At 40.7% G+C, this 26,580-nt stretch carries 23 protein-coding genes; 20 read left to right on the forward strand and 3 right to left on the reverse strand.

From position 1 onward, the window contains the following. Window positions 1-51 precede the first annotated feature (51 nt). The 6 genes from uvrA to nusB all read left to right on the forward strand — a co-directional run bounded on the left by uvrA (window position 52) and on the right by nusB (window position 6,982). Window positions 52-2,877, forward strand: coding sequence for an excinuclease ABC subunit UvrA (gene uvrA / locus K6V48_RS06480; RefSeq protein ID WP_222368606.1), 2,826 nt, complete (start codon window positions 52-54; stop codon window positions 2,875-2,877). 267 nt (window positions 2,878-3,144) lie between these two features. Continuing rightward, on the forward strand, window positions 3,145-4,344 hold the full coding sequence (locus tag K6V48_RS06485) for a DUF1266 domain-containing protein (RefSeq protein WP_222368607.1): 1,200 nt from the start codon (window positions 3,145-3,147) through the stop codon (window positions 4,342-4,344). Window positions 4,345-4,468: 124 nt separating this feature from the next. Further along, window positions 4,469-5,530 (forward strand): M24 family metallopeptidase, encoded by a 1,062-nt coding sequence (locus tag K6V48_RS06490; RefSeq protein WP_172017616.1) that lies wholly within the window; start codon window positions 4,469-4,471, stop codon window positions 5,528-5,530. A 62-nt stretch (window positions 5,531-5,592) separates the two neighbouring features. Continuing rightward, window positions 5,593-6,150, forward strand: coding sequence for an elongation factor P (gene efp / locus K6V48_RS06495; protein WP_024391541.1), 558 nt, complete (start codon window positions 5,593-5,595; stop codon window positions 6,148-6,150). Window positions 6,151-6,177: 27 nt separating this feature from the next. Continuing rightward, a complete protein-coding gene (locus K6V48_RS06500; RefSeq protein ID WP_172038848.1) occupies window positions 6,178-6,570 on the forward strand; it encodes an Asp23/Gls24 family envelope stress response protein in 393 nt (130 codons plus the stop codon). Further along, the gene (gene nusB / locus K6V48_RS06505; protein ID WP_024391543.1) at window positions 6,560-6,982 is read left to right on the forward strand and encodes a transcription antitermination factor NusB; all 423 of its coding nucleotides are present in this window, start codon (window positions 6,560-6,562) and stop codon (window positions 6,980-6,982) included. Before K6V48_RS06500 ends, nusB begins: the two co-directional genes overlap by 11 nt. 71 nt (window positions 6,983-7,053) lie before the next feature. On the opposite strand, the gene K6V48_RS06510 is transcribed toward nusB, so the two are convergent. Together K6V48_RS06510 and K6V48_RS06515 are read right to left on the reverse strand one after the other, a co-directional pair. Continuing rightward, window positions 7,054-8,019 carry a LacI family DNA-binding transcriptional regulator gene (locus K6V48_RS06510; protein ID WP_024396588.1) on the reverse strand — a complete coding sequence of 322 codons (966 nt, stop codon included), beginning with the start codon at window positions 8,017-8,019 and terminating at the stop codon, window positions 7,054-7,056. Between the two features lies 1 nt (window position 8,020). After that, complete coding sequence (locus tag K6V48_RS06515) at window positions 8,021-9,460, reverse strand: sucrose-6-phosphate hydrolase (protein ID WP_222368608.1); 1,440 nt, start codon at window positions 9,458-9,460, stop codon at window positions 8,021-8,023. Window positions 9,461-9,648: 188 nt separating this feature from the next. On the opposite strand from K6V48_RS06515, the gene K6V48_RS06520 reads away from it, so the two are divergent. The 7 genes from K6V48_RS06520 to lacD all read left to right on the forward strand — a co-directional run bounded on the left by K6V48_RS06520 (window position 9,649) and on the right by lacD (window position 19,494). Beyond that, complete coding sequence (locus K6V48_RS06520; protein WP_222368609.1) at window positions 9,649-11,535, forward strand: sucrose-specific PTS transporter subunit IIBC; 1,887 nt, start codon at window positions 9,649-9,651, stop codon at window positions 11,533-11,535. Between the two features lie 92 nt (window positions 11,536-11,627). After that, the gene (gene scrK / locus K6V48_RS06525; RefSeq protein WP_222368611.1) at window positions 11,628-12,509 is read left to right on the forward strand and encodes a fructokinase ScrK; all 882 of its coding nucleotides are present in this window, start codon (window positions 11,628-11,630) and stop codon (window positions 12,507-12,509) included. Window positions 12,510-12,713: 204 nt separating this feature from the next. Next, entirely contained in the window at window positions 12,714-15,239 is a 2,526-nt protein-coding gene (gene secA, locus K6V48_RS06530) for a preprotein translocase subunit SecA (protein WP_105127039.1), read from the forward strand. A gap of 236 nt (window positions 15,240-15,475) precedes the next feature. Beyond that, window positions 15,476-15,835 (forward strand): holo-ACP synthase, encoded by a 360-nt coding sequence (gene acpS / locus K6V48_RS06535; protein ID WP_222368613.1) that lies wholly within the window; start codon window positions 15,476-15,478, stop codon window positions 15,833-15,835. Further along, window positions 15,828-16,931: an alanine racemase gene (gene alr, locus K6V48_RS06540; RefSeq protein ID WP_172038854.1), complete on the forward strand. Its 1,104-nt coding sequence runs from the start codon at window positions 15,828-15,830 to the stop codon at window positions 16,929-16,931. The genes acpS and alr overlap by 8 nt, the downstream gene beginning before the upstream one ends. Before the next feature lie 345 nt (window positions 16,932-17,276). After that, window positions 17,277-18,422 (forward strand): N-acetylglucosamine-6-phosphate deacetylase, encoded by a 1,146-nt coding sequence (nagA, locus tag K6V48_RS06545; protein WP_222368643.1) that lies wholly within the window; start codon window positions 17,277-17,279, stop codon window positions 18,420-18,422. A gap of 70 nt (window positions 18,423-18,492) precedes the next feature. After that, window positions 18,493-19,494: a tagatose-bisphosphate aldolase gene (gene lacD, locus K6V48_RS06550; RefSeq protein WP_105127042.1), complete on the forward strand. Its 1,002-nt coding sequence runs from the start codon at window positions 18,493-18,495 to the stop codon at window positions 19,492-19,494. A 102-nt stretch (window positions 19,495-19,596) separates the two neighbouring features. On the opposite strand, the gene K6V48_RS06555 is transcribed toward lacD, so the two are convergent. Beyond that, window positions 19,597-20,946 (reverse strand): aspartate kinase, encoded by a 1,350-nt coding sequence (locus K6V48_RS06555; RefSeq protein WP_222368615.1) that lies wholly within the window; start codon window positions 20,944-20,946, stop codon window positions 19,597-19,599. Between the two features lie 177 nt (window positions 20,947-21,123). Here K6V48_RS06555 and K6V48_RS06560 point away from each other — a divergent pair, with 177 nt between their 5' ends. From K6V48_RS06560 to fabD, 7 genes are all read left to right on the forward strand, one after another. After that, on the forward strand, window positions 21,124-21,765 hold the full coding sequence (locus K6V48_RS06560) for an HAD family hydrolase (protein ID WP_222368617.1): 642 nt from the start codon (window positions 21,124-21,126) through the stop codon (window positions 21,763-21,765). A gap of 191 nt (window positions 21,766-21,956) precedes the next feature. Then, complete coding sequence (locus tag K6V48_RS06565; protein ID WP_222368618.1) at window positions 21,957-22,748, forward strand: enoyl-CoA hydratase; 792 nt, start codon at window positions 21,957-21,959, stop codon at window positions 22,746-22,748. 79 nt (window positions 22,749-22,827) lie between these two features. After that, complete coding sequence (gene fabT / locus K6V48_RS06570) at window positions 22,828-23,262, forward strand: fatty acid biosynthesis transcriptional regulator FabT (protein ID WP_222368620.1); 435 nt, start codon at window positions 22,828-22,830, stop codon at window positions 23,260-23,262. Then, window positions 23,259-24,236, forward strand: coding sequence for a beta-ketoacyl-ACP synthase III (locus tag K6V48_RS06575; protein WP_222368622.1), 978 nt, complete (start codon window positions 23,259-23,261; stop codon window positions 24,234-24,236). The genes fabT and K6V48_RS06575 overlap by 4 nt, the downstream gene beginning before the upstream one ends. A gap of 59 nt (window positions 24,237-24,295) precedes the next feature. Next, complete coding sequence (locus K6V48_RS06580) at window positions 24,296-24,520, forward strand: acyl carrier protein (RefSeq protein ID WP_002938891.1); 225 nt, start codon at window positions 24,296-24,298, stop codon at window positions 24,518-24,520. 167 nt (window positions 24,521-24,687) lie between these two features. Then, window positions 24,688-25,653, forward strand: a complete 966-nt coding sequence (fabK, locus tag K6V48_RS06585) for an enoyl-[acyl-carrier-protein] reductase FabK (RefSeq protein WP_172001454.1) — start codon at window positions 24,688-24,690, stop codon at window positions 25,651-25,653. A 1-nt stretch (window position 25,654) separates the two neighbouring features. Continuing rightward, the gene (gene fabD / locus K6V48_RS06590; protein ID WP_222368624.1) at window positions 25,655-26,575 is read left to right on the forward strand and encodes an ACP S-malonyltransferase; all 921 of its coding nucleotides are present in this window, start codon (window positions 25,655-25,657) and stop codon (window positions 26,573-26,575) included. The last annotated feature ends 5 nt before the right edge of the window (window positions 26,576-26,580 follow it).

The raw sequence follows: 26,580 nt of genomic DNA on the forward strand, positions 1-26,580 counted from the left end.
GACTTACCGCCTATTTTGACTGTGCATTTGACGCCCTTTGTATCTTAAATTATGCAAGAAAATATTGTGATTCATGGGGCGCGTGCCCATAATTTAAAAAACATTGATGTGACCATTCCGCGTGAGAAATTGGTGGTGGTGACTGGTTTGTCAGGGTCTGGTAAGTCGAGTTTGGCTTTTGATACTTTGTATGCCGAAGGTCAACGTCGTTATGTTGAATCCTTGTCTGCCTATGCTCGTCAGTTCTTGGGCAATATGGATAAGCCAGATGTCGATTCTATTGAAGGTCTTAGCCCTGCTATTTCCATAGACCAAAAAACAACCTCGCGTAACCCACGCTCGACAGTGGGGACGGCTACGGAAATCAATGATTATCTCCGTTTGCTCTATGCGCGTGTTGGGGTGCCTTACTGTATCAATGGTCATGGTGCAATTGCGGCATCTTCAGTGGAACAAATTGTTGATGAGGTTTTGGAATTGCCTGAACGCCAGCGGTTACAAATCTTGGCGCCGATTGTACGTAAGAAAAAAGGGCAACATAAGACAATTTTTGAAAAAATTCAGAAGGATGGCTATGTTCGGGTCCGTGTTAATGGAGATGTCTATGATGTGTCGGAAGTTCCTGAGTTGTCAAAGAGTAAGGCACATAATATTGAGGTTGTAGTCGATCGGATTGTCATCAAAGAGGGCATTCGTTCTCGCTTGTTTGATTCGGTTGAGGCAGCGCTTCGAATTGCGGACGGCTATGTTATCATCGATACCATGGACGACAAGGAAATGCTATTCTCCGAATACTATGCCTGTCCAGTTTGTGGTTTTACGGTGCCAGAGTTAGAACCACGTCTTTTCTCCTTCAATGCGCCTTTTGGGTCTTGTAGTGATTGTGATGGACTTGGCATGAAGCTCGAAGTGGATACAGATTTGATAGTCCCAGATACCAGCAAGACCTTGCGTGAAGGTGCCTTAGCCCCTTGGAATCCAATTTCATCAAATTATTATCCTCAAATGTTGGAGCAGGCCATGAATCACTTTGGGATAGATATGGATACGCCATTCGAGCAGCTAACTGAGGTTGAAAAAAATCTGATTTTCAACGGCTCTGATGGGAAGGAATTCCATTTCCACTATGAAAATGAATTTGGTGGGGTGCGGGATATTGATATTCCATTTGAAGGCTTGATTACGAATATAAACCGCCGCTACCGTGAAACCAATAGTGATTATACACGGACTGTTATGAAGACTTACATGAATGAGCTGACCTGTGGAACCTGCCACGGCTATCGCCTCAATGACCAAGCCCTGTCTGTCAAAGTTGGTGGCGAGCAGGGACTTCATATCGGGCAGTTGTCTGACTTGTCCGTAGCTGATCATTTGCAAGTCATTGAAAATCTGACCTTGTCTGAAAATGAAGCGACGATTGCTACGCCTATTGTCAAGGAAATCAAGGATCGCCTGACCTTCCTCAACAATGTTGGTCTTAACTACCTGACGCTGTCGCGAGCAGCTGGAACCCTATCAGGTGGTGAGAGTCAGCGGATTCGTTTGGCGACTCAGATTGGCTCAAACCTGTCTGGTGTCCTTTACATCTTGGATGAGCCGTCAATTGGTCTGCACCAGCGGGACAATGACCGTCTGATTGCTAGTCTTAAGAAAATGCGTGATTTGGGCAATACATTGATTGTGGTGGAGCATGATGAGGACACTATGCGTGAGGCAGATTGGTTAATCGATATTGGACCTGGTGCTGGTGTGTTTGGTGGAGAAGTTGTTGCTTCCGGGACTCCGGATCAAGTTGCTAAAAATAAAAAGTCTATTACAGGCCAGTACCTTTCTGGGAAGCGCCAAATTCCAGTTCCATTAGAGCGTCGTGTTGGAAATGGTCGTTTCTTAGAGGTGATAGGTGCCAAGGAAAACAACTTGCAAGATGTAACGGTCCGTTTCCCACTTGGAAAATTTGTGGCGGTGACAGGAGTGTCTGGCTCTGGTAAGTCAACTCTGGTCAATTCCATTTTGAAAAAAGCTATTGCACAGAGACTCAATCGCAATTCGGACAAGCCAGGTAAGTTCAAGTCCATTTCAGGAATTGAACACTTGGACCGCCTGATTGATATTGACCAAAGCCCGATTGGGCGAACACCGCGTTCCAACCCTGCTACCTACACAGGTGTTTTTGACGATATTCGTGACCTCTTTGCTCAGACCAATGAAGCCAAAATCCGTGGCTACAAGAAGGGACGTTTCTCCTTTAACGTCAAAGGTGGTCGTTGTGAAGCTTGTTCTGGTGACGGAATCATCAAGATCGAAATGCACTTCCTTCCAGACGTATTTGTCCCATGTGAAGTCTGCCATGGTCAACGCTATAATTCTGAAACCTTGGAAGTACACTACAAGGAGAAAAATATTGCTCAGGTTCTTGATATGACGGTCAATGATGCGGTGGAATTCTTTAAACATATTCCAAAAATTGAACGGAAGCTCCGCACCATTCAAGATGTGGGCTTGGGTTATGTTACTCTTGGACAGCCTGCGACAACCCTATCAGGTGGTGAAGCCCAGCGGATGAAGTTGGCTTCGGAACTCCACAAGCGGTCAACTGGTAAATCCTTGTATATCTTGGATGAGCCGACGACAGGCTTGCATACGGAGGACATTGCCCAGTTGCTCAAGGTTTTGGCCCGCTTTGTTGATGACGGTAATACTGTTCTGGTCATTGAGCACAATTTGGATGTGATTAAGACAGCTGACCACATTATCGACATGGGACCAGAGGGTGGTGTTGGTGGTGGTACAGTTGTCGCAACAGGTACACCAGAAGAAGTCGCAGCCAACCCAGCCAGCTTTACTGGCCAATATTTGAAAACTAAGTTGAAATAAGCATTTAAAAAAGAGCCATCGGCTCTTTTTTTGGAGCTTGCACCAATTTTTTCTACGCTTGATAAGCTAGTACAAATCAGATATAATATAAAAAATAAGACTCTTAACAAGGAGACCTCCATGCAATCGGAATACGTTTTATTGTGCAGTCCATACAGATACAGTTCAGTTTTTGCCAATTCAGTCAATAGACAATTTATTGAAAAAGAACTAATGAGTGTCGTCATGCCAGGTGTCAATATAATGACCAGAGGCCTGTTGCGAACCATGTTAGAAACAAACTATGGCATTACAGATTATTCAAGTTTAAAAGAAGAAATTGATAAGCTTGAAGATGGTCGTTATCATGCTTTAGAAGATGTTTCTTCATTTATTGATGGAATAGGCACTCCTGATGTAAAAGACTTTTACCTTTCTTTAAATTCATTAACAGGTTCTCAACTAATCAAAGGCTTTGACGACTGCCGTATAATTGATGTCTTGACGAAATCATATGCTACTCGCTTGATTACTAAAGAAGAATTTGAGGAACTGTTTACCAAGCAAACAGATCGTATCAAAAATAGTTATCAGACTTGGGAACAATACCTAGCATCTTGTGTAATGGGAAAATTACTTCAGTATGTTCCTAGCTCAGAAACGATTACAAGCGTTGAGGAATATGTGGTAGATGTTTATTCTTTTTGTATTGCACCGACGAATGTCTTTTCTTATGGTACTTTTTGGGCAAATCATGAGTTAGCCAACTTGACAGCCTTGTTAGAAAACTTCTTACCTGAAGAAATTGTTAAAGAGTTAAAATCAAGGCAAAATCGTGTGGATTATAAGGGTGAGATTCCAGGACTTACGGTGCCTTCAAATGATTTGCTTGCTTCCCTAGAAGGAACCTCTATAGACCCAACATTTATCGATTATGAACGCTATCAGTACCTGAGCGAACTTGCAGATTACGTTTTTTGGACTCCCCTTATTGAGAATAATCTTGAATGGATGATTGCAGAAAAAAACTTACAAGAACAAGATACAATTCTTTTACCAAAGGAGTATGCAAGTCTTTATTCGGCTAGAGTATTTTGGTATCATTATCCAAGCTACAAGGAGTTGCATGAAGAACATATTTTTGCCATGTTTGAAGGAACTCTAAGTTTAAATCTTATCTTTACAGAGGAAGCTGTCTACACCTTTAAGAAGAAATTATTCGGCAAACCATCACTTGTCAGAATCCTTTGGGAACAAGTTGAGTTAAGCTCCTCACTTAATTTATGGATGGAAGAAAGTAAAATTCATTTTGGCAAAAAGACAATTTCTAATGTCAGTCCAGTTTTAAGCGAAATCGGCCTAAATAGCAAGGCTATTGACGACCTAGATTCTCAAGAAAGGAAAGCTCTTGAAAATGAATGGCAACAAAAAATGAATCAATTTTTAGAGGGTATTCCTCAACGGATTCGTGAATTTAAAGGGAAATGAGAAGAAACTCTTAATGCTGTTTTGAAAAGTCGCTCTAGCGGCTTTTTTGCTTGTCCTGCTAAGAATTTATTGGTATTTAACTTCATTTCTGCTATAATAGTTAAAAAATCATTGGAGGAATAGGATGCAAAAAAGACTTGAAAAATTTGAAGAAAAATTAGCTCAATCAACTGTTGATGGAATCTTAGTGACAGGGCAAAATAATATTTATTATTTAACTGGTTTTTGGGGAACGGAGGCGACTGTCTTCATCAGTGGCAAGCGTCGCTTGTTTGTGACTGATTCGCGTTACACCTTGATAGCCAAGGCATCAGTAAAAGGTTTTGATATTATCGAGAGCCGTTTTGCACTTGATGAGATTGCAAAGGTGATTAAGGAAGATGGGCTTGAAACCATTGGTTTTGATAGCGAGGTGACCTATGGTTTCTATCAAAGTCTGACCAGCATTTTTGAGGGTTATCAACTGGTTGCCATGTCCAATTTTATCGAAGACTTGCGCATGATTAAGGATGAGAAAGAAATTGCGACCATTCGCCGGGCATGTCAAATTTCGGATCAGGCTTTTATTGATGTTCTTGACTTTATCAAACCAGGTCAGACGACTGAGATGGACGTCAATCATTTTCTTGACCACCGCATGCGTCAACTCGGTGCAGAAGGGGCATCATTTGAGTTCATCGTGGCATCTGGCTACCGCTCTGCTATGCCCCATGGAAGAGCGTCTGAAAAGGTAATTCAATCTGGTGAGACCTTGACGCTGGATTTTGGTTGCTATTACCAGCATTATGTCAGCGACATGACACGGACCATCCATATTGGTCATGTGACAGATCAAGAACGTGAGATTTACGATGTGGTCTTGCGGGCCAATAAGGCTTTAATTGAGCAGGCCAAAGAAGGCGTTACCTACCGCGAGTTTGACGCTATTCCTCGTGAGATTATCAATGCGGCGGGTTACGGAGCCAACTTTACACACGGCATCGGTCACGGTATCGGTTTGGATATTCATGAATATCCGTATTTTGGAAAATCTGACGAGACTATCAAGGCAGGTATGGTCTTGACGGATGAGCCTGGAATCTATTTGGATGACAAATATGGTGTTCGGATCGAAGATGACCTATTAATCACTGAAACAGGGTGTGAAGTTTTGACGCTAGCTCCAAAAGAATTGATTGTCATTTGAGAAATTTGCTGACTTGTGGTAAAATAAAACGAATAAATTATTTTTAAGAGGTAAACATTCAAATGATTGAAGCAAGTAAACTTAGAGCAGGTATGACCTTTGAAGCGGAAGGCAAATTGATTAAGGTCTTGGAAGCGAGTCATCACAAGCCTGGTAAGGGAAATACAATCATGCGTATGAAGTTGCGTGATGTGCGTACAGGATCTACTTTCGATACAACTTACCGTCCAGATGAAAAATTTGAACAAGCTATTATCGAGACTGTTCCAGCTCAATATCTTTACCAAATGGATGACACAGCTTATTTCATGAACACTGAAACGTATGATCAATATGAAATTCCAGTAGCTACAATCCAAGAAGAATTACTATACATTTTAGAAAACTCAGATGTAAAAATTCAATTCTATGGAACAGAAGTGATTGGTGTCACTGTCCCAACAACTGTTGAATTGGTCGTTGCTGAAACACAACCATCTATCAAAGGTGCAACAGTGACAGGTTCTGGTAAGCCAGCGACTATGGAGACTGGTCTAGTTGTTAACGTACCAGATTTTATTGAAGCAGGTCAAAAACTTGTTATTAATACAGCAGAGGGAACTTACGTTTCACGCGCTTAAGCGTTTCCTCTTAGGAAAGGAGAGCCTATGACAGTAGAATATCAGGGCGAAATTGTTATTGCGCCACGCGTTCTTGAAGTAATTACAGGCATTGCTGCCGCTAAAGTGGATGGGGTACATTCCCTCCAGAATAAAAGAGTAGCGGATAGCTGGTCAAAAACATCTCTAAATAAAGGAATTTACCTTGAGACGGATGAAGAAGGTCGAGTAACTGCAGATATTTATGTTTATTTAGAGTATGGTGTCAATGTACCTGCCGTATCTATGGAGATTCAACGTGCTGTTAAAACAGCAGTACTTAACTATGCAGATGTACAAGTTGATGCTGTCAATATCCATGTCAATGGCATTGTTCCTGATAAGACACCAAAACCAGCATTGAAAGATTTATTCGGAGAGGATTTCCTTGATGAAGAATAATAGACATGCCTTGCGGAAATGTGCGTTGCAGGCAATCGTATCGCTTGAATTTGGACAAGAACCCGTTCAAGCTGCTCAGTTTTCTTACCTTTATGATAAAGAAGATGAGCAAGAAGGAATTGAAATTCCACTTTTCCTTCTTAATCTTGTCAATGGTGTAGCGGATTATCGTGAGGAGTTGGATAAAGAATTATCCACTCGACTAAAATCAGGCTGGACCTTGGATCGTTTGACCTTAATTGATAAGAATATCATGCGATTAGGATTATTTGAAATTTTATATTTTGAAGAAACGCCAGATCGTGTTGCAGTCAATGAAGCAGTTGAACTAGCCAAAGAATTTTCAGATGATGCATCTGCTAAATTTGTCAACGGTGTACTAAGCCAGTTTATTAAAGAAGAAGCCAAATAAGGTTTCTTCTTTTATTGTAGAATGAAAAGTGAAAAAGACTGTACTTGATCTCAACTCAAGTACAGTCTCTTTTATACACTCGCCCCAGCTAAAAGGGTGATTGGTAAAATATAGTCTGTTTTTGGGAGTTTCTTTCCCTCAATCTTATCAATCAGTAAATCAACTAACAACCGTGCAATCTCGACCAATGGCTGTTTGATGGTTGTTAATTGAGGATAATAACTCTCAATAAAGCTCGTACCGTCATAACCAATTAATCTGATATCCTCTGGAATGGATAATTTTAATGAACGAGCCACATTCCAAACCAGCATAGCTGTCGCATCTCCAGAAACAAAAATGCCATCTGGTTTGTATTTTTCAAGTATTGAGCGAATCTCCATTTCTTTTCTTACTGGGGATAAGTCGCTTGCGATTTTAAAAACTTTAGCTTCATCTAAAATAGAAGTGAAGCCTACTTGTCGTAGTCCAGTTGGAGAATTAGAGTCGTCATTTCCCGTAATCATTAATGGATTGTGACATCCCGCTTTTTGTAAGGTTTGGGCAGCCAATACCCCGCCAGCAAAATTATCGGAAGAGACAATGGGAATGGAAGGAGAGAGGTTGCGGTCAAAAGCAATAATTGGTGCGACGACACGATCGTAGTCTTGAATTCCCAAATTGTGACTGCCTGAAATAATACCATCAACTTGGTTTGCTGCCAGCATTTCTAGATATTCACGTTCCTTATCGGATTCATGTTGGCTATTACAAATAATGGTTTTATAACCTCGATCGAAAAGTTCTTTTTCCAGATGTCCTATTAGCTCAGAATAGAAAATATTGTTGATGGTTGGAAAGATGAGACCAACTAATTTTGCAGATTTACCTTGTAAGCTACGTGCCAGGTTGTTCGGTTTATAACCTAGTTCACGCATGGCTTCCTCGACATTGCGAATGGTTTTTTCAGAAAGGTATCCTTTTTTATTGATAACGCGTGAGACAGTGGTGGGGCTAACCCCAGCTAACTGTGCTACATCAGTTAGTTTTGCGACCATATTATTTTTCTAATGTAAAGTAAGTTCCAGTTGGGTGTCCGGCAAGTATCTTGATTCCGGTTTGACCTTCTTCTGGGAAGACACGACTGGTAAATACTTTTTCTCCTTTATTAATGAAGATTTCGATAATTGATTTGTCTACAAAAATCCGTACCTGAGTTTCGTCAGTTGTAATCTTACACTGGCGTGTTGTTCCAAAATCAGTTGCATATTGGATGCCTGCCCGACTCCTATCTAGGACCACTTTGCCATTGATGGTATCTACTGTTAGTTGTAGCCCGTTTCCTTGTTCATCTGCGAATAGTAGCAGTTTTCCAATTTCATCAGCAGGCAAAGTCAAGTCTAATTCATAACTATTGTTCGTAGATGCTTTTTCAGCAAAGACTTCTTCAGAACTACGCAATGTCTTGATGGCATCCACAGGGTACTGGTACAATTTCCCGTCTTTGATAGAGAGTTCTTTCACCAAACTCATAGCACCTTGATAATCATACTGATCTGTTGGGTAATCAACATCTGGCCCTCCAATCCAACTAACGATCAAGGCCCGACCATCTGGGGCATTGAAACCTTGAGTGGCGTATGCTTCAAATCCATAGTCTAGGTTTTGGATTTCTGAAGCACCTTTCAGAATGGCATTTTGAGTGTCAAACGATTGACAGATCTTATAGGTGTTAGGATAGATGTTGTCATAGTTGAGTTCAGACTTGTCCAGGCCTTGCGGACTATAAAGGAGTACGGGATGGTTGTCTACGAAAACCAGATTTGGACATTCAATCATGTACTCGGAGCCTTTGCCACCGAACTCCAGGTTTCCGATGAATTCCCATTGTTTAATGTTGTTATTGGTAGCTTTATAGAGTTTAATGAAACCAGATTTTTCTAAACTTTGTGCCCCCACGATGGCGTAGAATTGCCCTTGATAGTCGAAGATTTGTGGATCACGGAAATGTTCAGTTACATCATCTGGTTGTTGGATAAGGACCTCTTCAAATTTTTCGATATGGCCTTCCTTATCCATCCAAGCACCGATTTGAAGAGGAACACGGACCCAATTTTCATCACGGACATTTCCTGTATAAAAGAGAAACAGATTGTTATCTATTTCATAAGCAGAGCCAGAATAAGCACCATGGCTATCATGAGGATGATCGGGTAACAGTACCACTCCAGTTTCTGTAAAGTGAACGAGGTCTTCAGACTCCGTATGAACCCATTGCTTTAAACCGTGGGCGGCACCAAACGGCCAGTTTTGATAGAAAAGACTAAATTTTCCATTGAAGTAGGAGAAGCCATTCGGATCATTTAATAGACCGGTTTTGGGTTCAATATGGTAGGTGACATGCCAAGGGGATTTAGCCACATTCTCTTTGATTTTGGTTATTTCATCAGCAGTCCAGTCGGCATAGGCTTTGTAACGAATTTCTTGAGGTAGATTCATAATGTTCTCCAGTCAATCTAAAGTTCTTTACTATATAGTAAACGTTTTCTCTTAAAAAATCAACGATTTTACGTAAAAAATAAAAATTTCTGCAAAGCGTTTGACATATTTTTAAAAAATGTTATAATAAAATCGTAGAAAGTTTTGAAAATGCTTTCAAACGATAAAAATAAGGAGATTTTTGCAAAATGAACAATACTGAAATTGCAAAAAAAGTCATCGATGCTATCGGTGGAGTTGAGAATGTCAATAGTGTAGCTCACTGTGCGACTCGCCTCCGTGTGATGGTGAAAGATGAGTCGAAAATCGACAAGGATACAGTCGAAAATATTGAAAAAGTACAGGGTGCTTTCTTTAACTCTGGTCAATACCAAATCATCTTTGGTACTGGTACAGTTAACAAAATCTATGATGAAGTCGTAGCACTTGGCTTGCCAACTTCAACTAAGGCTGAAATGAAAGCAGAAGCTGCCAAACAAGGGAATTGGTTCCAACGTGCTATTCGTACGTTCGGTGATGTCTTCGTTCCAATTATTCCAGTTATCGTGGCGACAGGTCTCTTCATGGGTCTTCGTGGTTTACTGAAAGCAGTTGGTATTGTTTTACCTGAAGATTTGGCAGTTTATTCTGAGATTTTGACAGATACAGCTTTTGTTATTTTGCCTGGACTTGTAGTTTGGTCAACATTCCGTGTATTTGGTGGTAACCCAGCTGTGGGTATCGTACTTGGTATGATGTTGGTATCAGGTTCACTACCAAATGCTTGGGCAGTAGCGTCAGGTGGTGATGTAACTGCTAAGGTATTCTTTGGGTTCATTCCGGTTGTTGGTTTACAAGGATCAGTCCTTCCAGCCTTCATTATCGGTTTAATTGGTGCTAAATTTGAAAAACTTGTACGCAAGGTTGTTCCAGATGTGTTGGATCTTTTGGTAACTCCGTTTGTGACATTATTGGTGATGTCTATTCTTGGATTGTTTATCATTGGACCTGCGTTCCATGTTGTTGAGAATTATATCCTTATTGGTACTCAAGCAATTCTTAGCTTACCATTTGGTTTAGCTGGTTTGATTATTGGGGGACTTAACCAAGTTATTGTCGTAACTGGGGTTCACCATATCTTTAACTTATTGGAATCACAACTTGTCAGTCAGACAGGTAGTGACCCATTGAATGCAATTTTTACTGCGGCGATGACTGCACAAGGTGCGGCGACAGTTGCGGTTGGTGTGAAAACGAAGAATGCTAAATTGAAAGCTCTTGCTTTCCCAGCAGCTCTTTCTGCCTTCCTCGGTATTACTGAGCCAGCTATCTTCGGTGTCAACTTGCGTTTCCGTAAACCATTCTTCCTTTCACTTGGTGCTGGTGCCCTCGGTGGTATGTTGGCTTCTCTTCTAGGTCTTGCAGGTACCGGTTTTGGTATCACAATTATCCCAGGTACACTTCTCTACCTTAACGGTCAACTTTTCCAATACCTCTTGGTAGTTGCAGTATCATTTGCTCTTGGTTTTGCTTTGACTTACCTCTTCGGATTTGAAGATGAAGAGCCAGTTGCTGGTAAATCTTCTGCAGTTGCAAAGGAAACAGCGGCTCTAGCAAATGAAGCTGCAACAGCTTTGCTTTCTGAAGAAACTCTTGTTTCTCCACTTTCAGGTAATGCAGTTGCTCTTGAAAATGTTAATGACCCAGTCTTCTCATCAGGTGCTATGGGTAAAGGTTTGGCTGTTAAACCTTCTGAGGGTGTTGTTTATGCACCAGCAGATGCAGAAGTAACAATTGCTTTTGAAACAGGTCATGCTTACGGTTTGAAGACAGCAACTGGTGCTGAAATCTTGATTCACATCGGTATCGATACAGTTTCTATGAACGGCAATGGTTTTGAGAAATTAGTAGTAGCTGGTGATAAAGTAAAAGCTGGTACTCCGATTGCTAAATTTGATGCAGCTAAGATTGCTGAAGCCGGTCTAGATGATACTACGATGGTAATCATAACAAATACAGCAGACTTTGCTGAAGTTTCACCACTTGCTGAAGGAACAATTGCTCATGGGGCAGACTTCTTGAAAGTAGTAAAATAGTATAGAAAATTGAAAGGAAAAGGCATTAGGCCTTTTTCTTCTATTTCTTTCTATGGTATAATGAAACAGATAAAACAATGGGAGATAATAAGATGACAAAATTATATGGTAGCTTGGAAGCGGGTGGTACAAAGTTTGTTTGTGCCGTAGGAGATGAGAACTTTCAAGTTGTTGAAAAAACGCAATTTCCAACGACAACTCCTTATGAAACGATTGAGAGAACGGTTGAATTCTTCAAACGCTACGAAGAACGCTTGGCTGGAATTGCTATTGGTTCATTTGGTCCAATCGATATTGATCAAAACTCACAGACTTATGGTTATATCACTTCAACTCCAAAACCTCATTGGTCAAATATTGATTTACTTGGTCTGATTGCTAAAGAATTTAATATTCCATTCTACTTCACGACAGATGTGAATTCATCAGCTTTTGGTGAAACATTGGTTCGTAAAGGGGTAAAGAGCTTAGTTTACTATACAATCGGTACAGGTATTGGGGCAGGTGCTATTCAGAATGGTGAATTTATCGGTGGCTTGGGTCATACTGAAGCTGGTCATACTTACGTTGCCCTACACCCATACGATGTAAAACATGAATTTAAAGGGATGTGTCCATTCCACAATGGGTGTTTGGAAGGCTTAGCTGCAGGTCCTTCTCTTGAAGGTCGTACAGGTATTCGTGGTGAATTGATTGAGTTAGATTCAGACGTTTGGGATGTGCAGGCTTACTACATTGCTCAAGCAGCAGTACAGGCAACCTTGCTTTATCGTCCGCAAGTAATTGTATTTGGTGGAGGAGTTATGGCTCAGGAGCACATGCTTAATCGTGTACGTGAGAAGTTTGTCGGTTTGATGAACGATTATCTCCCAACACCAGATGTCAAAGAATATATCGTAACGCCTGCTGTTGCTGAAAATGGTTCTGCAACTCTTGGTAATTTTGCCTTAGCAAAAAAAGTATCTGAAAAATAACAGTCTAGTTAATTAAGAAAAAATAGCAACCAGATTTGTGAATGGGTTGCTATTCACTTTTTCTTCTAATACTGAAAATATTTATATTTTAGTAAGTTCTATTTTCCAGCAGGAATGCTAAGAGTTGTCATCAAATCTTGAAATCTCTTCTGAAATATGCTACAATATATTATTGAATTAAAACGAGAAAATAGGATGAATAGTATGGTAACTAATATGCTTCGTTCCCTCATTGAAAATGACAAGGGTGAGCAAAGAAAACTTGAAAGAATGGCAGACAAAGTATTTTCTTATGCGGATGAAATGGCTGCTCTTAGTGATGAACAATTGCAAGCGAAAACTATAGAATTTAAGGAACGTTACAATAAGGGAGAATCTTTAGATGATCTCTTATATGAAGCTTATGCAGTTGTCCGTGAAGGGGCTAAGCGGGTACTTGGTCTATATCCTTATAAAGTTCAGGTAATGGGGGGAATAGTTCTTCACAATGGCGACGTTCCGGAAATGCGTACTGGTGAAGGGAAGACCTTGACAGCTACAATGCCAGTCTACTTGAATGCCTTGTCAGGCAAAGGGGTTCACGTTGTCACAGTCAATGAATATCTTTCTACACGTGATGCGACCGAAATGGGTGAGTTATATTCTTGGCTTGGACTATCAGTCGGAATTAACCTGGCTGCTAAATCACCGCTAGAAAAACGTGAAGCCTATAACTGTGATATTACCTACTCTACCAACTCAGAAATCGGTTTTGATTACCTGAGAGATAATATGGTCGTTCGTGCTGAAGATATGGTACAACGCCCGCTGAATTATGCCTTGGTCGATGAAGTGGACTCTATCCTGATTGACGAAGCTCGTACTCCTCTGATTGTTTCTGGTCCTCAAGGTTCTGAAACAAATCAATTATATTTCTTGGCGGATAACTTGGTTAAATCATTGGATAAGGAAGACTATATTATTGACATTCCTTCAAAAACAATTGGTTTATCTGATACAGGTATTGATAAGGCTGAAAAATTCTTCAAATTAAATAATCTGTATGATATTGAAAATGTAGCCATCACTCACTTCTTAGACAATGCCCTTCGTGCTAATTATATCATGACCTATGATGTTGATTACTTGGTAAATGAAGATCAGGAAGTCATGATTATTGATCCATTTACAGGTCGAACAATGGAGGGTCGTCGCTACTCTGATGGACTCCATCAAGCTATTGAAGCTAAAGAAGGTGTGCCTGTTCAAAATGAATCGAAGACAAGTGCTTCAATCACCTACCAAAACCTCTTCCGTATGTATACCAAACTTTCAGGTATGACGGGTACAGGTAAGACGGAAGAAGAAGAGTTCCGTGAAATTTACAACATTCGAGTTGTACCAATTCCGACAAACCGTCCGATTGCTCGTATTGACCATGAAGATTTGCTCTATCCAAGTTTAGAATACAAATTCAATGCCGTTATCGCTGATGTGAAGCGCCGTTATGAAAAAGGTCAACCAGTACTAGTTGGTACAGTCGCTGTCGAAACATCTGATTTGATTTCACAAAAATTAGTTGCAGCAGGCGTTCCGCATGAGGTATTGAATGCTAAAAACCATTATCGCGAGGCCCAAATCATCATGAATGCTGGTCAGCGTGGAGCTGTTACGATTGCAACAAACATGGCTGGACGTGGTACAGATATTAAGTTAGGCCCTGGTGTGCGAGAATTAGGTGGACTATGTGTGATTGGTACAGAACGTCATGAGAGTCGCCGTATTGATAATCAGCTTCGTGGACGTTCAGGTCGTCAGGGTGATCCAGGGGAATCTCAGTTCTACTTATCACTCGAAGATGATTTGATGAAACGTTTTGGTTCAGAACGGATCAAGGTATTTATGGAACGTATGAACCTGTCAGAAGAAGAGTCTGTAATCAAATCGAAAATGCTCACACGTCAAGTTGAATCAGCACAGAAACGTGTAGAAGGTAATAACTACGATTCACGTAAACAAGTTCTACAATACGACGACGTTATGCGTGAACAACGTGAAATCATCTACAAACAACGTCAAGATGTGATTACAGCAGATCGTGATTTGGCACCTGAAATCAAGGCAATGATGAAGCGGACCATTGAGCGTCAAGTGGAAGGTCATTTCTTGGGGTCAAAAGATGAAGCCATTGATGGGATTATTAAGTTTGCTCATACAACATTGGTTGAAGATGGTACATTGCATGCGGAATCCTTTAAATCAATGAATAAAAAAGAAATCATTGATGAATTGTATGAACTAGCTTTGAGAGTCTATGATTCACAAGTGAAGAAGCTTCGTGATGAAGAACGAATTCGCGAATTCCAGAAGGTACTCATTCTACGTGTCGTAGATAACAAATGGACTGATCATATCGATGCAATGGATCAATTACGTAATGCGGTAAGCTTACGTGGCTACGCGCAAAATAATCCAATTGTAGAATATCAATCAGAAGCTTTTACAATGTTTAATGATATGATTGGTGCTATAGAATTTGAAGTGACTCGCCTTATGATGAAAGCGCAGATTCATGACAATATCGAGCGTGAACGATCAGCTCAAGATGCCCGTACAACAGCAGTTAAAAATATCATGCCAAACCAATCAGCACAGGTCAAAGAGAATGTGTCTTTCGAAGGTGTTGACCGGAATGATCCATGTCCATGTCAGTCTGGTAAGAAATTTAAAAATTGTCACGGCCGTAAATAAGAACTTGTATTCACAAGTAATCTGCTTTTATTTAAGAAATAATTTTCGCTCATCAAGGCAGTTTTTTGACTGGAATACTCCTGTATTTTGAAAAAACGAACGATGACTGACTTAGAAACTAAGTCTAAGATGGAAGTATGACCGGTGAATTCAAGGTCTAGGGATGAATGAAGGACTGGACGGCTGTCCAGTCTTTTGAAGTATTTAAAATATTGTATAAAGAAGGAGCACGATTCATGATTGTTGGACATGGGATTGACCTTCAAGATATAAAGGCTATCGAGCGTGCTCGCGAAAAACATCAGGGGTTCCCCAAAAAAGTACTGACTGTAAAAGAATTTGAACGCTATCAGGATTTGCAAGGACGACGACAGTTGGAATATTTGGCTGGTCGTTGGGCTGTCAAAGAAGCATTTTCTAAGGCATTAGGAGTCGGTATTGGAATAGTGGGTTTTCAAGATATTGAAGTATTAAATAATCGCCAAGGGGCTCCCTACATTGCGAAGAGTCCGTTTAGTGGAAAAATTTGGCTGAGCATTAGTCATTCTGGAGAATTTGTGCAAGCAAGCGTGATTTTGGAGGAAAATAATGATTGAAAGTGACCATCGACCCAGTTATATTGAGGTTCAATTAGATGCTATAGCAGCTAATCTTGAACAAGTGATTGAACCTTTGCCTAGAAAGACTCAGGCATTTGCAGTTATTAAAGCAAATGCTTATGGACATGGTGCTGTTGCAGTAGCTCGACGGTTAGCGAGCCAAGTAGCAGGTTTTTGTGTTTCAAACTTGGATGAAGCGTTCGAATTACGTCAGGCTGGAATAGAGCACCCAATCTTGATTTTGGGAGTTATACCTGTTGACGATTTGCATTTAGCTTTGAAGTTAAATATCAGTGTCACTCTTGCAAGTTTAGAGTGGTTAGAGCTGGTTAAAGCATCTGGTCAGGATCTAGCTGGTTTAGCTGTTCATGTTAAACTAGATACTGGAATGGGGAGAATTGGATTCAGAGACTGGTCTGAGTTGGAGAAAGTGCTTGATCTTATGAGTGAGATGGATCTTGAATTTGAGGGTATTTTTACCCATTTTGCAACAGCAGATGAAGAAGATGCACATTATTTCTACGAGCAATTGACACATTTTAAGGAATGGTTAGATAGGTTACCGGAATTGCCTCGTTGGATACATGCAAGTAATTCAGCTACAAGTATCTGGCATGCAGATACGGTGTTTAACATGGTTCGATTAGGGGATGTTCTGTATGGTCTAAATCCTAGTGGACGTACCTTAGCTCTACCATTTAAGCTCCAACCTGCATTGGGATTGTACTCTGAACTCGTACATGTTAAGCAAGTCGAGGCTGGTACCTTTCTTGGATATGGGTCAACGTATCAGAGCTCAGAGACTGAGTGGATAGGTACTATTCCTGTTGGATATGCTGATGGTGTAGTGCGTAGACTCCAAGGTTTCCATGTTCTGGTTGATGGTCAATATTGTGAAATTATTGGACGTATTTCCATGGATCAAATGACAATCCGTTTGCCGAAATCATATCAAGTTGGAACAAAAGTAACCTTGATAGGCCGTGAAGAAGACAAGGAAATAACGGTTCAAGAATGGGCTGATTATGTTGGCACGATAAATTATGAGATTGTATGTTTATTGACAGATCGTTTGCCTCGTAAATATCAATAGGATAAATAAATCAACTTTTTATCAAAAATCTATCATTTTCTGGTGGTAAGCGAATCAACCAGAAAATGATAGATTTTTTTGTTCTCTATCTCGTGACTGAGGGAAATGTCACACTCATGGATCTAAAATGTGTAATAATCTGGTGTTACATGAATTAATGAGTGGAATGGTAATAGACAAATGGATTTCTATACCAAAGAAAGTACCTATAGTACTTTATGTTGATGATTGAGGTCTAATGAATGCTGGTAATTACTTGACATTTAAAGAGAATCGGTATACAATATAATCATATATGGTTATAACCAGTTTGAGAAAATATATATGAAATATAAGGGGGCCAATATGGTTAGCTACATCAAAGCAAAATCAATTATTCTTGCAGATAGTGAGAAAGTTGATGCATATTTGGAAATTACTGATGATGGGCGGTTCGGTCACATTTTTACCGAAAAACCAGATGGAAATATAATAGATTACTCAGACTATCATATCGCACCGGGCTTGGTGGATACCCATATCCACGGCTATGCGTCACATGATGTGATGGATAATGATTTTGAAGGAATTAAAGTTATTTCAGATGGCTTGCTAGCCTGTGGTGTTACATCTTGGTTGCCGACAACACTGACAGATTCGACTGAAAATTTAGATGCAGTCTGTGAAACGATTGGTCAACATGCAGGTGAAGAAACAGGGGCTAAAATTCAAGGTATCTTTTTGGAAGGGCCATTCTTTACAGAAAAATACAAAGGTGCTCAAAATCCTAAGTATATGAGTGATCCTTCTATCGAGAAGTTAGACCACTGGCATAGTCTATCGAATGGTTTGGTGAATAAGATTGCTATTGCTCCGGAACGAGAAGGAGTTAAAGAATTCATTGAATTTGCAAATAGCAAAGCTATTCATACCGCTTTAGCACACAGTGATGCAACCTTTGCTCAAGCGCAGGCAGCGGTTGAAGCAGGTGCCAATATTTTTGTTCATGTCTATAATGGTATGAGTGGACTACATCATCGTGAACCTGGCATGGTCGGTGCAGCTTTAAGTTTACATGATGTTTATGCAGAAATGATTTGTGATGGACATCATGTTCATCCAGCGGCAGCGGAAATTGTGGTTAAGGCCCGTGGAGCAGAAGAGACAGTTCTAATCACTGACTGTATGAGAGCCGGAGGTATGGGCGAGGGCGAATCAAGACTTGGGGAATTTGAAGTCGTTGTAAAAGATGGTACTGCTCGCCTCAAAGAAAGTGGAAGTTTAGCAGGTTCTATTTTGGAATTGATTGAAGCTGTACAAAATGTGGTGAGCTGGGGATTGGTCAGCCTTCCCGATGCATTACGTATGGCTTCATTAGCACCAGCACGTTCTGTCAATATTGATCATATTTGTGGCCAAATTGCTGAGGGTCGTGCAGCTGATTTTATTGTAGTAGATGATGCAGGTCATCTGAAAGCTACTTATTTAGATGGTGTGAAACGATTCGGCTAATCAACCGAAAAAATCATCTAAAAAAACTTGGTTAATAATTGTCTAATATATATTCTTAAGGAGGATTCTAATGACTAAATTGCAACTATCACAAGCTAAGTTTGAACATATGACTCGCTTGTCAAATGGAAATCAGGTTATCGCAGCGCTTGCGATTGACCAACGAGGTGCCTTGAAACGGTTGTTGGCAGCAGCCGCTGGTGGTGGAGATTTTACTAATGATATTTTGGTGGACTTCAAAAAAGTCATTTCTAGCGAACTAACCCCATATGCCAGTTCCATTCTTCTTGATGCAGAGTATGGAGTGCCTGCGTCTGAACTGCGTCATGCAGACTGTGGATTTATCGCTGCCTATGAAAAAACCGGATATGATGCTTCGACACCAGGACGTTTACCAGATCTACTTCCAAATTGGTCAGCAAAACGTATCAAAGAATTAGGTGCAGATGCGGTTAAAATTTTGTTGTACTATGACGTAGACGACAAACCTGAAATTAATGATATTAAACATGCTTGGGTTGAACGGATTGGTAGTGAATGTATTGCGGAAGATATTCCTTATTTTGTAGAAATTCTAACCTATGATGCAAGTGACATGGATGTAACTTCACGGGAGTATGCAAGCTTAAAACCTCACAAGGTAAATGGTGCAATGCGTGAATTCAGCAAACCACGGTATAATGCAGATGTTCTTAAGGTAGAAGTTCCTGTAAATATGAATTTTGTCGAAGGCTATACAAGCGAAGAACCTGTTTATACAGTAGATGAAGCGAGAGCCTACTTCAAAGAGCAATCGGAAGCTACTCATTTACCATTTATATATTTGAGTGCAGGTGTCTCAGCTAAACTTTTCCAAGAAACTCTTGTCTTTGCAAAAGAATCAGGGTCAACCTTTAATGGTGTGCTCTGTGGTCGTGCGACATGGAAAGATGCAGTGGCTATTTTTGCCAAAGAAGGTGAAGAAGCTGCTAAGGCTTGGTTAGCAGATCAAGGTCGCCGAAATATTGAAGAATTAAATGACGTCCTTGTAACAACAGCAAGTCCATGGACTGAAAAGGTTGAAGTGAACTAATTCATATAGCTTAATAAGAAAAATCCAGAGCTTTTAATAACTCTGGATTTTTTAGGATTCATGACCTGGCACTAAAAAACTTCTAAAGGTATGAAGACGTTTTTAGTTAAAAAAGGCTGCATATAATGCCTGTAAAGCTTTTTCTTTTTCTTCCGTTTTGACTACGAATATGACAGAAACTTCACTAGCACCTTGTGAAATCATAGCCAAATTAACATTTTGGTTGGATAAGGCACTAGTTGCGGTCGCAGTTACACCGACATGGCTCTTCATATTTTCACCGACAATCATGATAATAGACAAGCCGTGTTCGATTTCAGCCTTATCAACTTCCATTTTTGTTTTCAATTGACGTAGAATTTCAGCTTCTTTGATTGGTGTCAATTCTCTATTTCTAAGTACGATGGACAAATCATCAATACCAGTTGGCATATGTTCAAAACGAATGTTTAAATCCTCTAAAATTTGAAGGACTTTGCGCCCGAATCCGACTTCACGGTTCATGAGGTATTTAGAAATATTGATGCTGACAAAACCATCATCTGCAGCAATCCCTACGACAGGGAGAGTTTGATCTGTATGATCAAGAACAATTCTAGTACCTGGGTGGCTAGGGTTATTGGTATTTTTAATAACCAAAGGAATACGACCGCGATAAGCAGGAAGAAGGGCCTCATCATGAAGAACGGAGAAACCTGCATATGCTAATTCACGCATCTCACGATAGGTTAGTTCTTTGATAGAGTGTGGGTGTTTAATAATTCCAGGGTGAGCAGCAAAGATCCCATCTACATCTGTAAAGTTTTCATACAGATCTGCCTTAACCCCTGCAGCAACGATGGATCCTGTGATATCAGATCCACCCCGTGAGAAGGTACAAATTTGATTGTCAACAGTCACTCCAAAGAATCCAGGGATGATCAAGACTTCCTCTGCATTTCGCAATTCTTCAATTTTATCATAGCTAGAAGGAAGGATTCGTGCATTTCCTGGTTCAGAACTTACAATAATGCCAGCCTTTTTCGGATGAACATAGCGTGCTGGCAACCCTCTAAAAGTAAAGTATTCAGCGATTAATTTTGCATTGTTATCTTCCCCAGCGGCTAAAAAAGTATCGTAAAGGAATTCGTTATCATCAATTGGTAAGGTTGCAAGAGAAATGATGTTTTCAGCAATTTTCTTCATGCTTTTAGCTGAAAATCCAAGTTCATCGACCATTGCCTGGTAACGGTTGATAATCCACTCTTGGCTTGCTGTTACATCTTTCCCATCAACATATTCTCTGTAATACTTAATTAATGCATCAGTAACCTTTGTATCTTCGGCATTACGTTTTCCAGGTGCTGAAACAACAACAAAACGGCGTTCAGAATCCGATTGAACAATGTTGAATACTTTTTCCAATTGACTGGCAGAAGCAAGGGAACTTCCACCAAATTTTACCACTTTCATTCCGATCTCCTTGAATATTTTTTTCTATTATAGCAGAATAAGGCGGAATTGTCAGTATGTTCAGAAAAATCTTGGTGAGAAACCTAATAAAATACGAACAAGGTTTGTTATTGAAAAATTTCAGAAAATCGAAAATCTCTATTGACTATGATACAATAGAGGAATTAGGAGGCCAGAATGGTAAAAGCAATTATTTTTGACATGGATGGAGTTATTTTCGATACAGAATCATTTTATTTTCAGCGGCGTATAGATTTCTTGCTGACGAAAGGGTTATCAGTGAGTCATCTGAAACCATCCTTTTTTATTGGAGGGCGTGCTGGTCAAGTATGGCAACGTATTTTAGGAGACGATTACGATAAATGGGATGTTCCTGCGCTGGAGGAAGAGTACCGAATGTATAAGGAGAATCGTCCCACACCTTACGCTGAACGCGTATTTCCAGATGTCAAGTCTGTCTTAGAGCGGCTCAGTTTACATCCTATTCCGCTTGTTCTGGCATCAAATACTGATCGAAGTGATATTGAGAGAGCCTTGGAAGAAACGGGAATTCGCTCGTATTTCAGTCAAATCTATTCAGCAATGGATTGTGTGGCCCCAAAACCAGATCCAGCTGTTTATGAACAAGCTGCAAAAGCAACAGGGGTTCCAAAATCGGACATTTTGGTTTTTGAAGATAGCGCCAAGGGGATTGAGGCCGCAAAAGCAGCTGGTTTAACTGTATGGGCTATTCGTGATCAACAGTTTGGAATGGATCAATCCAAAGCGGATAAGTTGGTCGATAACCTTGAACAAGCCTTGGAATGGCTACAACTCTGACACCAATTCCTACTTACTCACATAACCAAATATCTTTTAAAAGTTGGCTTTGCCAGCTTTTTTTCGGCTGTCACACTTTCGTGGAAAGAAAATAGTCAGTCTGTCAAAAACTATGTTACAATGGAAAACAAGAATTTGAACTTTGATATTCAAACCTTTTAACTATCAAATTATTTTAGAAGGAGGATGGTATGGCCTACCAAACTATTCGCTATGAAGTAATTGATTCAATTGCTATTTTGACTCTCGATAGACCTGATGTGGCAAATGGGTTTAATATTCCCATGTGTGAGGAAATATTAAATGCCATTCAACTTGCAGAAAATGATGAATCTGTAAAAATCTTACAAATTCAAGCAGAGGGCTCCGTTTTCTCAGTAGGGGGAGATCTGGTGGAGATGAAGCGTGCCGTAGATGAAGATGATATTGGTTCGCTCGTCAAAATTGCAGAGCTCGTCAATGATATTTCGTTTGCGCTGAAGAAAATGCCTAAGATTGTTTTAATGGTAACAGATGGTGCGGTTGCTGGAGCAGCTGCCAATATGGCAGTAGCGGCAGACTTTGTTATTGCATCAAGTAAAACAAAGTTCATTCAAGCCTTTGTAGGTGTTGGGCTAGCCCCAGATGCGGGAGGCATCTTCTTGCTTAGTCGGGCGATTGGTAGCAATCGTGCTGGTCACTTGGCGATGACTGGAGAGGGCTTATCCGCTGATAAGGCCCTGGAGTATGGCATTGTTTATAAACTGGCTGAGCCAGAAAAATTAGAGAAGACAGTTGCCCAAGTATTAAAAAAACTCTTGCGTGGCTCTGTTAACTCCTATGCTGCCATTAAACAATTGGTTTGGGAAAGTCAGTTTAAGGACTGGGAGTCATATCGTCAATTGGAGTTAGCCATGCAAGAATCTCTAGCCTATAAAGAGGATTTTAAAGAAGGTGTTCGGGCACATGCAGAACGTCGGAGACCGATGTTTATCGGGAAATAATGATAGATTGTTCAAAAAATGTTTGACAGTCAAAGTTTTATGGTTTATACTTTGACTATCAAAGTAAAGGAGGCCTGTTTTGAAAGATCCAAAAGTGAATGACTATTTAACGGCCATTTTTAATAATGTGTTAGTGATTGAAGAAACAAGTCTGCGTGGTAGCCGATTTAATGACATTTCCATAAAAGAAATGCACACGATTGATGTGATTGGAAATATTGATGGGGCTACACCGAGTGATGTAGCTCGGACTTTGATGGTTACTTTGGGAACCGTGACAACTAGTCTGAATAATTTGGAACGAAAAGGATACGTGGAACGGATTCGTTCGACCAAAGACAGGCGTGTGGTGCATATCTATTTAACAAAGAAGGGCCGACTAGTCTATCGATTGCATCAACGATTTCATAATGAAATGGTGAAGCAAATCACGGATGGGATGGATGATATGGAATACCAAGTAATGAAGAAAGGACTCATGAAACTCTATCACTTCTTGGAGGATTTGAAATGAGAACCTATGCTAAAATCAGTCAGGTGGCCCATTATCTTCCGAAAAAGATTGTGACCAATGATGATTTGGCCCAGCAAATGGATACCAGTGATGAATGGATTCGTAGTCGTACAGGTATCAGACAACGACATGTTGCTACGGACGAGACAACTAGTGAATTAGCTAGTCAGGTAGCAAAGAAATTATTAGAAAAGTCTCAGCTAGATGCTTCTGAAATTGATTTCATCATCGTCGCAACGATTACTCCAGATGCATCCATGCCATCAACAGCAGCTATGGTTCAAGCAGCAATTGGTGCGCAAAACGCTTTCGCCTATGATCTCGTTGCAGCTTGTTCAGGATTTGTTTTTGCGCTATCAACAGCGGAAAAATTCCTTGCTTCAGGAGTCTATAAGAGAGGACTTGTCATTGGTGCAGAGACCCTATCTAGGTCTGTCGACTGGTCGGATCGATCAACGGCTGTTTTATTTGGAGATGGTGCTGGAGGAGTTTTACTGGAGGCGTGTGAACAACCGACCTTTTTAGCAGAAATCTTACGAACAGATGGTGGTCGAGGTACTAGTCTGACAGCAGGGATAGACCAGAAAGAGACGCCATTCTCGACACAAAGCCGTCAGCAACCCTTTATCCAAATGGAGGGCAGAGCTATATTTGAATTTGCAACGAGGGATGTTACGGCAACCATGGCAGAGCTGCTAGAACAAGCTGATATGACTGTGGATTGCGTTGATTATTTCTTGCTCCACCAAGCCAATATACGTATCCTAGATAAGATGGCTCGTAAATTGGAAGTGGCGCGTGAAAAATTTCCAGCAAATATGGATAAATATGGCAATACCAGCGCAGCAAGTCTTCCTATTCTCTTATCAGAATGTGTAGAGAGCGGAATGTTGCGATTGGATGGAAGCCAGACTGTTCTCATGGCTGGTTTCGGTGGAGGCCTCACATGGGGAACTCTACTATTACAACTTTAGTTAATTCCTTGCCCTAGGCAAGATTAAAATATTTTATTTTCCAAAAGGAGACACATATCATGGCAGTATTTGAAAAAGTACAGGAAATCATCGTTGAAGAATTGGGTAAGGATGCTGAAGAAGTAACCCTTACAACAACCTTTGAAGATTTGGATGCAGATTCATTGGATCTTTTCCAAGTTATCTCTGAAATCGAAGATGCCTTCGATATTCAAATCGATACTGAAGAAGGTTTGACAACTGTAGGCGATTTGGTTGCTTATGTTGAAGAAAAAACAAAATAATGACTGTTAAGAAAAGTGCTATTTAGCATTTTTCTTTGAATAGATAGTTTGATATTCAAAACATTGAAGCATCAAACTGATTTTTAGTGAGGGCTTGGCCCTCACTTGTTTAGCTAATGATTTGATATTCAAATGATTAGGTAAGCAAGAAAAAAGAAGAGGGAATTATGAAGACGAAAATAACAGAATTGCTCGATATTCAGTATCCAATTTTTCAAGGTGGTATGGCTTGGGTAGCTGATGGAGATTTGGCTGGTGCCGTATCTAATGCCGGTGGTCTAGGAATCATCGGTGGAGGAAATGCTCCCAAAGAGGTGGTCAAGGCAAATATTGACAAGGTTAAATCTATCACGGACAAGCCTTTCGGTGTCAATATCATGCTTTTGTCTCCTTTTGCTGATGACATTGTTGACTTGGTCATCGAAGAAGGTGTGAAAGTTGTCACCACAGGAGCAGGAAATCCAGGTAAGTATATGGAGCGTCTCCATGCTGCAGGGATTACAGTTATTCCTGTTGTACCGAGTGTAGCCCTTGCGAAACGCATGGAAAAATTGGGTGTGGATGCTGTTATTGCTGAAGGTATGGAAGCCGGAGGTCATATTGGTAAATTGACCACCATGACCTTGGTTCGTCAGGTTGTTGAAGCTGTATCTATTCCTGTTATTGCTGCTGGAGGTATTGCAGATGGTGCAGGTGCTGCGGCAGCATTCATGTTAGGTGCAGAAGCGGTGCAAGTTGGAACTCGTTTTGTAGTAGCTACAGAGTCCAATGCCCATCAGGCTTATAAGGAAAAAGTTTTAAAAGCTAAGGATATTGATACAACTGTATCTGCTTCTATTGTTGGGCATCCTGTGAGAGCCATCAAGAATAAGTTGTCATCTGCTTATGCAGCTGCAGAGAAAGATTTCTTGGCAGGTAAAATTTCGGCAGATGCTATTGAAGAACTTGGTGCGGGAGCGCTCCGCAATGCAGTTGTTGATGGTGATGTAACAAATGGCTCCGTAATGGCTGGTCAAATTGCTGGTCTAGTTTCTAAAGAAGAATCTTGTGAAGATATTTTGAAAGATATCTATTATGGAGCAGCCAAAGTGATTAGAGAAGAGGCGAGCCGTTGGGCTTCAGTTGGAGAATAGGATGACAAAGACAGCTTTTCTTTTTGCAGGTCAAGGGTCTCAGACAGTTGGGATGGCTCGCGACCTTTACGAAAATTACCCGATAGTTAGAGAAACGTTTGATCAGGCTAGTCAGATTTTGGGGTATGACATTCGCGACCTAATTGACAATCAAGAGGATAAATTACATCAGACTCGCTATACCCAACCTGCTATTTTGACCACTTCTGTGGCTATTTTTCGACTGCTGGAAGAAGAGGGAGTACAACCTGATATGGTAGCTGGTCTATCCTTGGGAGAATATTCAGCTCTGGTGGCATCGGGAGCTTTGGCTTTTGAAGATGCGATTGCCTTGATTGCTAAGCGTGGTGAATATATGGAAACGGCTGCGCCAGCAGGGACTGGTAAAATGGTTGCTGTTCTCAACACAGATGTCAAATTGATTGAAGAAATTTGCTCAACAGCTACCTCTGGTATTGTTTCCCCAGCCAACTACAACACACCAGCCCAAATCGTCATCGGAGGCGAGGTGGCTGCAGTGGATGAGGCGGTTGAATTGCTGAAGGAAGCTGGTGTCAAACGCATGATTCCCCTCAATGTGTCGGGGCCTTTCCATACGGCTCTCTTACGTCCAGCGTCGGAGCAATTGGCTCAGGCCTTGGAGCAGGTGGAATTTTCGGACTTCCAAGTAGAGTTGGTCAGTAATACGGAAGCTAAGGTTATGAAAAAAGAGGACATCAAGTCCCTCTTGACCCGTCAAGTGATGGAACCAGTTCGTTTCTATGAGTCAATCGCAACCATGCAGGAAGCTGGCGTGACTAACTTTATTGAAATCGGTCCAGGTAAAGTCTTATCAGGATTTGTCAAGAAAATTGATAAGATAGCTGAGGTTGTGACAGCGGAAGATATGGCAAGTCTAACAGACTTGTTGACTAGCCAATAAGGAGA

Origin of the sequence: Streptococcus suis, from assembly GCF_019794555.1 — a bacterium.
Lineage (GTDB): Bacteria > Bacillota > Bacilli > Lactobacillales > Streptococcaceae > Streptococcus > Streptococcus suis_AB.

What these genes read in the sequence shown, in the direction of transcription:
- uvrA (WP_222368606.1), top strand. Translation starts at nt 52, where the DNA reads ATGCAAGAAAATATTGTGATTCATGGGGCGCGTGCCCATAATTTAAAA.
- K6V48_RS06485 (WP_222368607.1), top strand. Translation starts at nt 3,145, where the DNA reads ATGTTAGAAACAAACTATGGCATTACAGATTATTCAAGTTTAAAAGAA.
- K6V48_RS06490 (WP_172017616.1), top strand. Translation starts at nt 4,469, where the DNA reads ATGCAAAAAAGACTTGAAAAATTTGAAGAAAAATTAGCTCAATCAACT.
- efp (WP_024391541.1), top strand. Translation starts at nt 5,593, where the DNA reads ATGATTGAAGCAAGTAAACTTAGAGCAGGTATGACCTTTGAAGCGGAA.
- K6V48_RS06500 (WP_172038848.1), top strand. Translation starts at nt 6,178, where the DNA reads ATGACAGTAGAATATCAGGGCGAAATTGTTATTGCGCCACGCGTTCTT.
- nusB (WP_024391543.1), top strand. Translation starts at nt 6,560, where the DNA reads ATGAAGAATAATAGACATGCCTTGCGGAAATGTGCGTTGCAGGCAATC.
- K6V48_RS06510 (WP_024396588.1), bottom strand. Translation starts at nt 8,019, where the DNA reads ATGGTCGCAAAACTAACTGATGTAGCACAGTTAGCTGGGGTTAGCCCC.
- K6V48_RS06515 (WP_222368608.1), bottom strand. Translation starts at nt 9,460, where the DNA reads ATGAATCTACCTCAAGAAATTCGTTACAAAGCCTATGCCGACTGGACT.
- K6V48_RS06520 (WP_222368609.1), top strand. Translation starts at nt 9,649, where the DNA reads ATGAACAATACTGAAATTGCAAAAAAAGTCATCGATGCTATCGGTGGA.
- scrK (WP_222368611.1), top strand. Translation starts at nt 11,628, where the DNA reads ATGACAAAATTATATGGTAGCTTGGAAGCGGGTGGTACAAAGTTTGTT.
- secA (WP_105127039.1), top strand. Translation starts at nt 12,714, where the DNA reads ATGGTAACTAATATGCTTCGTTCCCTCATTGAAAATGACAAGGGTGAG.
- acpS (WP_222368613.1), top strand. Translation starts at nt 15,476, where the DNA reads ATGATTGTTGGACATGGGATTGACCTTCAAGATATAAAGGCTATCGAG.
- alr (WP_172038854.1), top strand. Translation starts at nt 15,828, where the DNA reads ATGATTGAAAGTGACCATCGACCCAGTTATATTGAGGTTCAATTAGAT.
- nagA (WP_222368643.1), top strand. Translation starts at nt 17,277, where the DNA reads ATGGTTAGCTACATCAAAGCAAAATCAATTATTCTTGCAGATAGTGAG.
- lacD (WP_105127042.1), top strand. Translation starts at nt 18,493, where the DNA reads ATGACTAAATTGCAACTATCACAAGCTAAGTTTGAACATATGACTCGC.
- K6V48_RS06555 (WP_222368615.1), bottom strand. Translation starts at nt 20,946, where the DNA reads ATGAAAGTGGTAAAATTTGGTGGAAGTTCCCTTGCTTCTGCCAGTCAA.
- K6V48_RS06560 (WP_222368617.1), top strand. Translation starts at nt 21,124, where the DNA reads ATGGTAAAAGCAATTATTTTTGACATGGATGGAGTTATTTTCGATACA.
- K6V48_RS06565 (WP_222368618.1), top strand. Translation starts at nt 21,957, where the DNA reads ATGGCCTACCAAACTATTCGCTATGAAGTAATTGATTCAATTGCTATT.
- K6V48_RS06575 (WP_222368622.1), top strand. Translation starts at nt 23,259, where the DNA reads ATGAGAACCTATGCTAAAATCAGTCAGGTGGCCCATTATCTTCCGAAA.
- K6V48_RS06580 (WP_002938891.1), top strand. Translation starts at nt 24,296, where the DNA reads ATGGCAGTATTTGAAAAAGTACAGGAAATCATCGTTGAAGAATTGGGT.
- fabK (WP_172001454.1), top strand. Translation starts at nt 24,688, where the DNA reads ATGAAGACGAAAATAACAGAATTGCTCGATATTCAGTATCCAATTTTT.
- fabD (WP_222368624.1), top strand. Translation starts at nt 25,655, where the DNA reads ATGACAAAGACAGCTTTTCTTTTTGCAGGTCAAGGGTCTCAGACAGTT.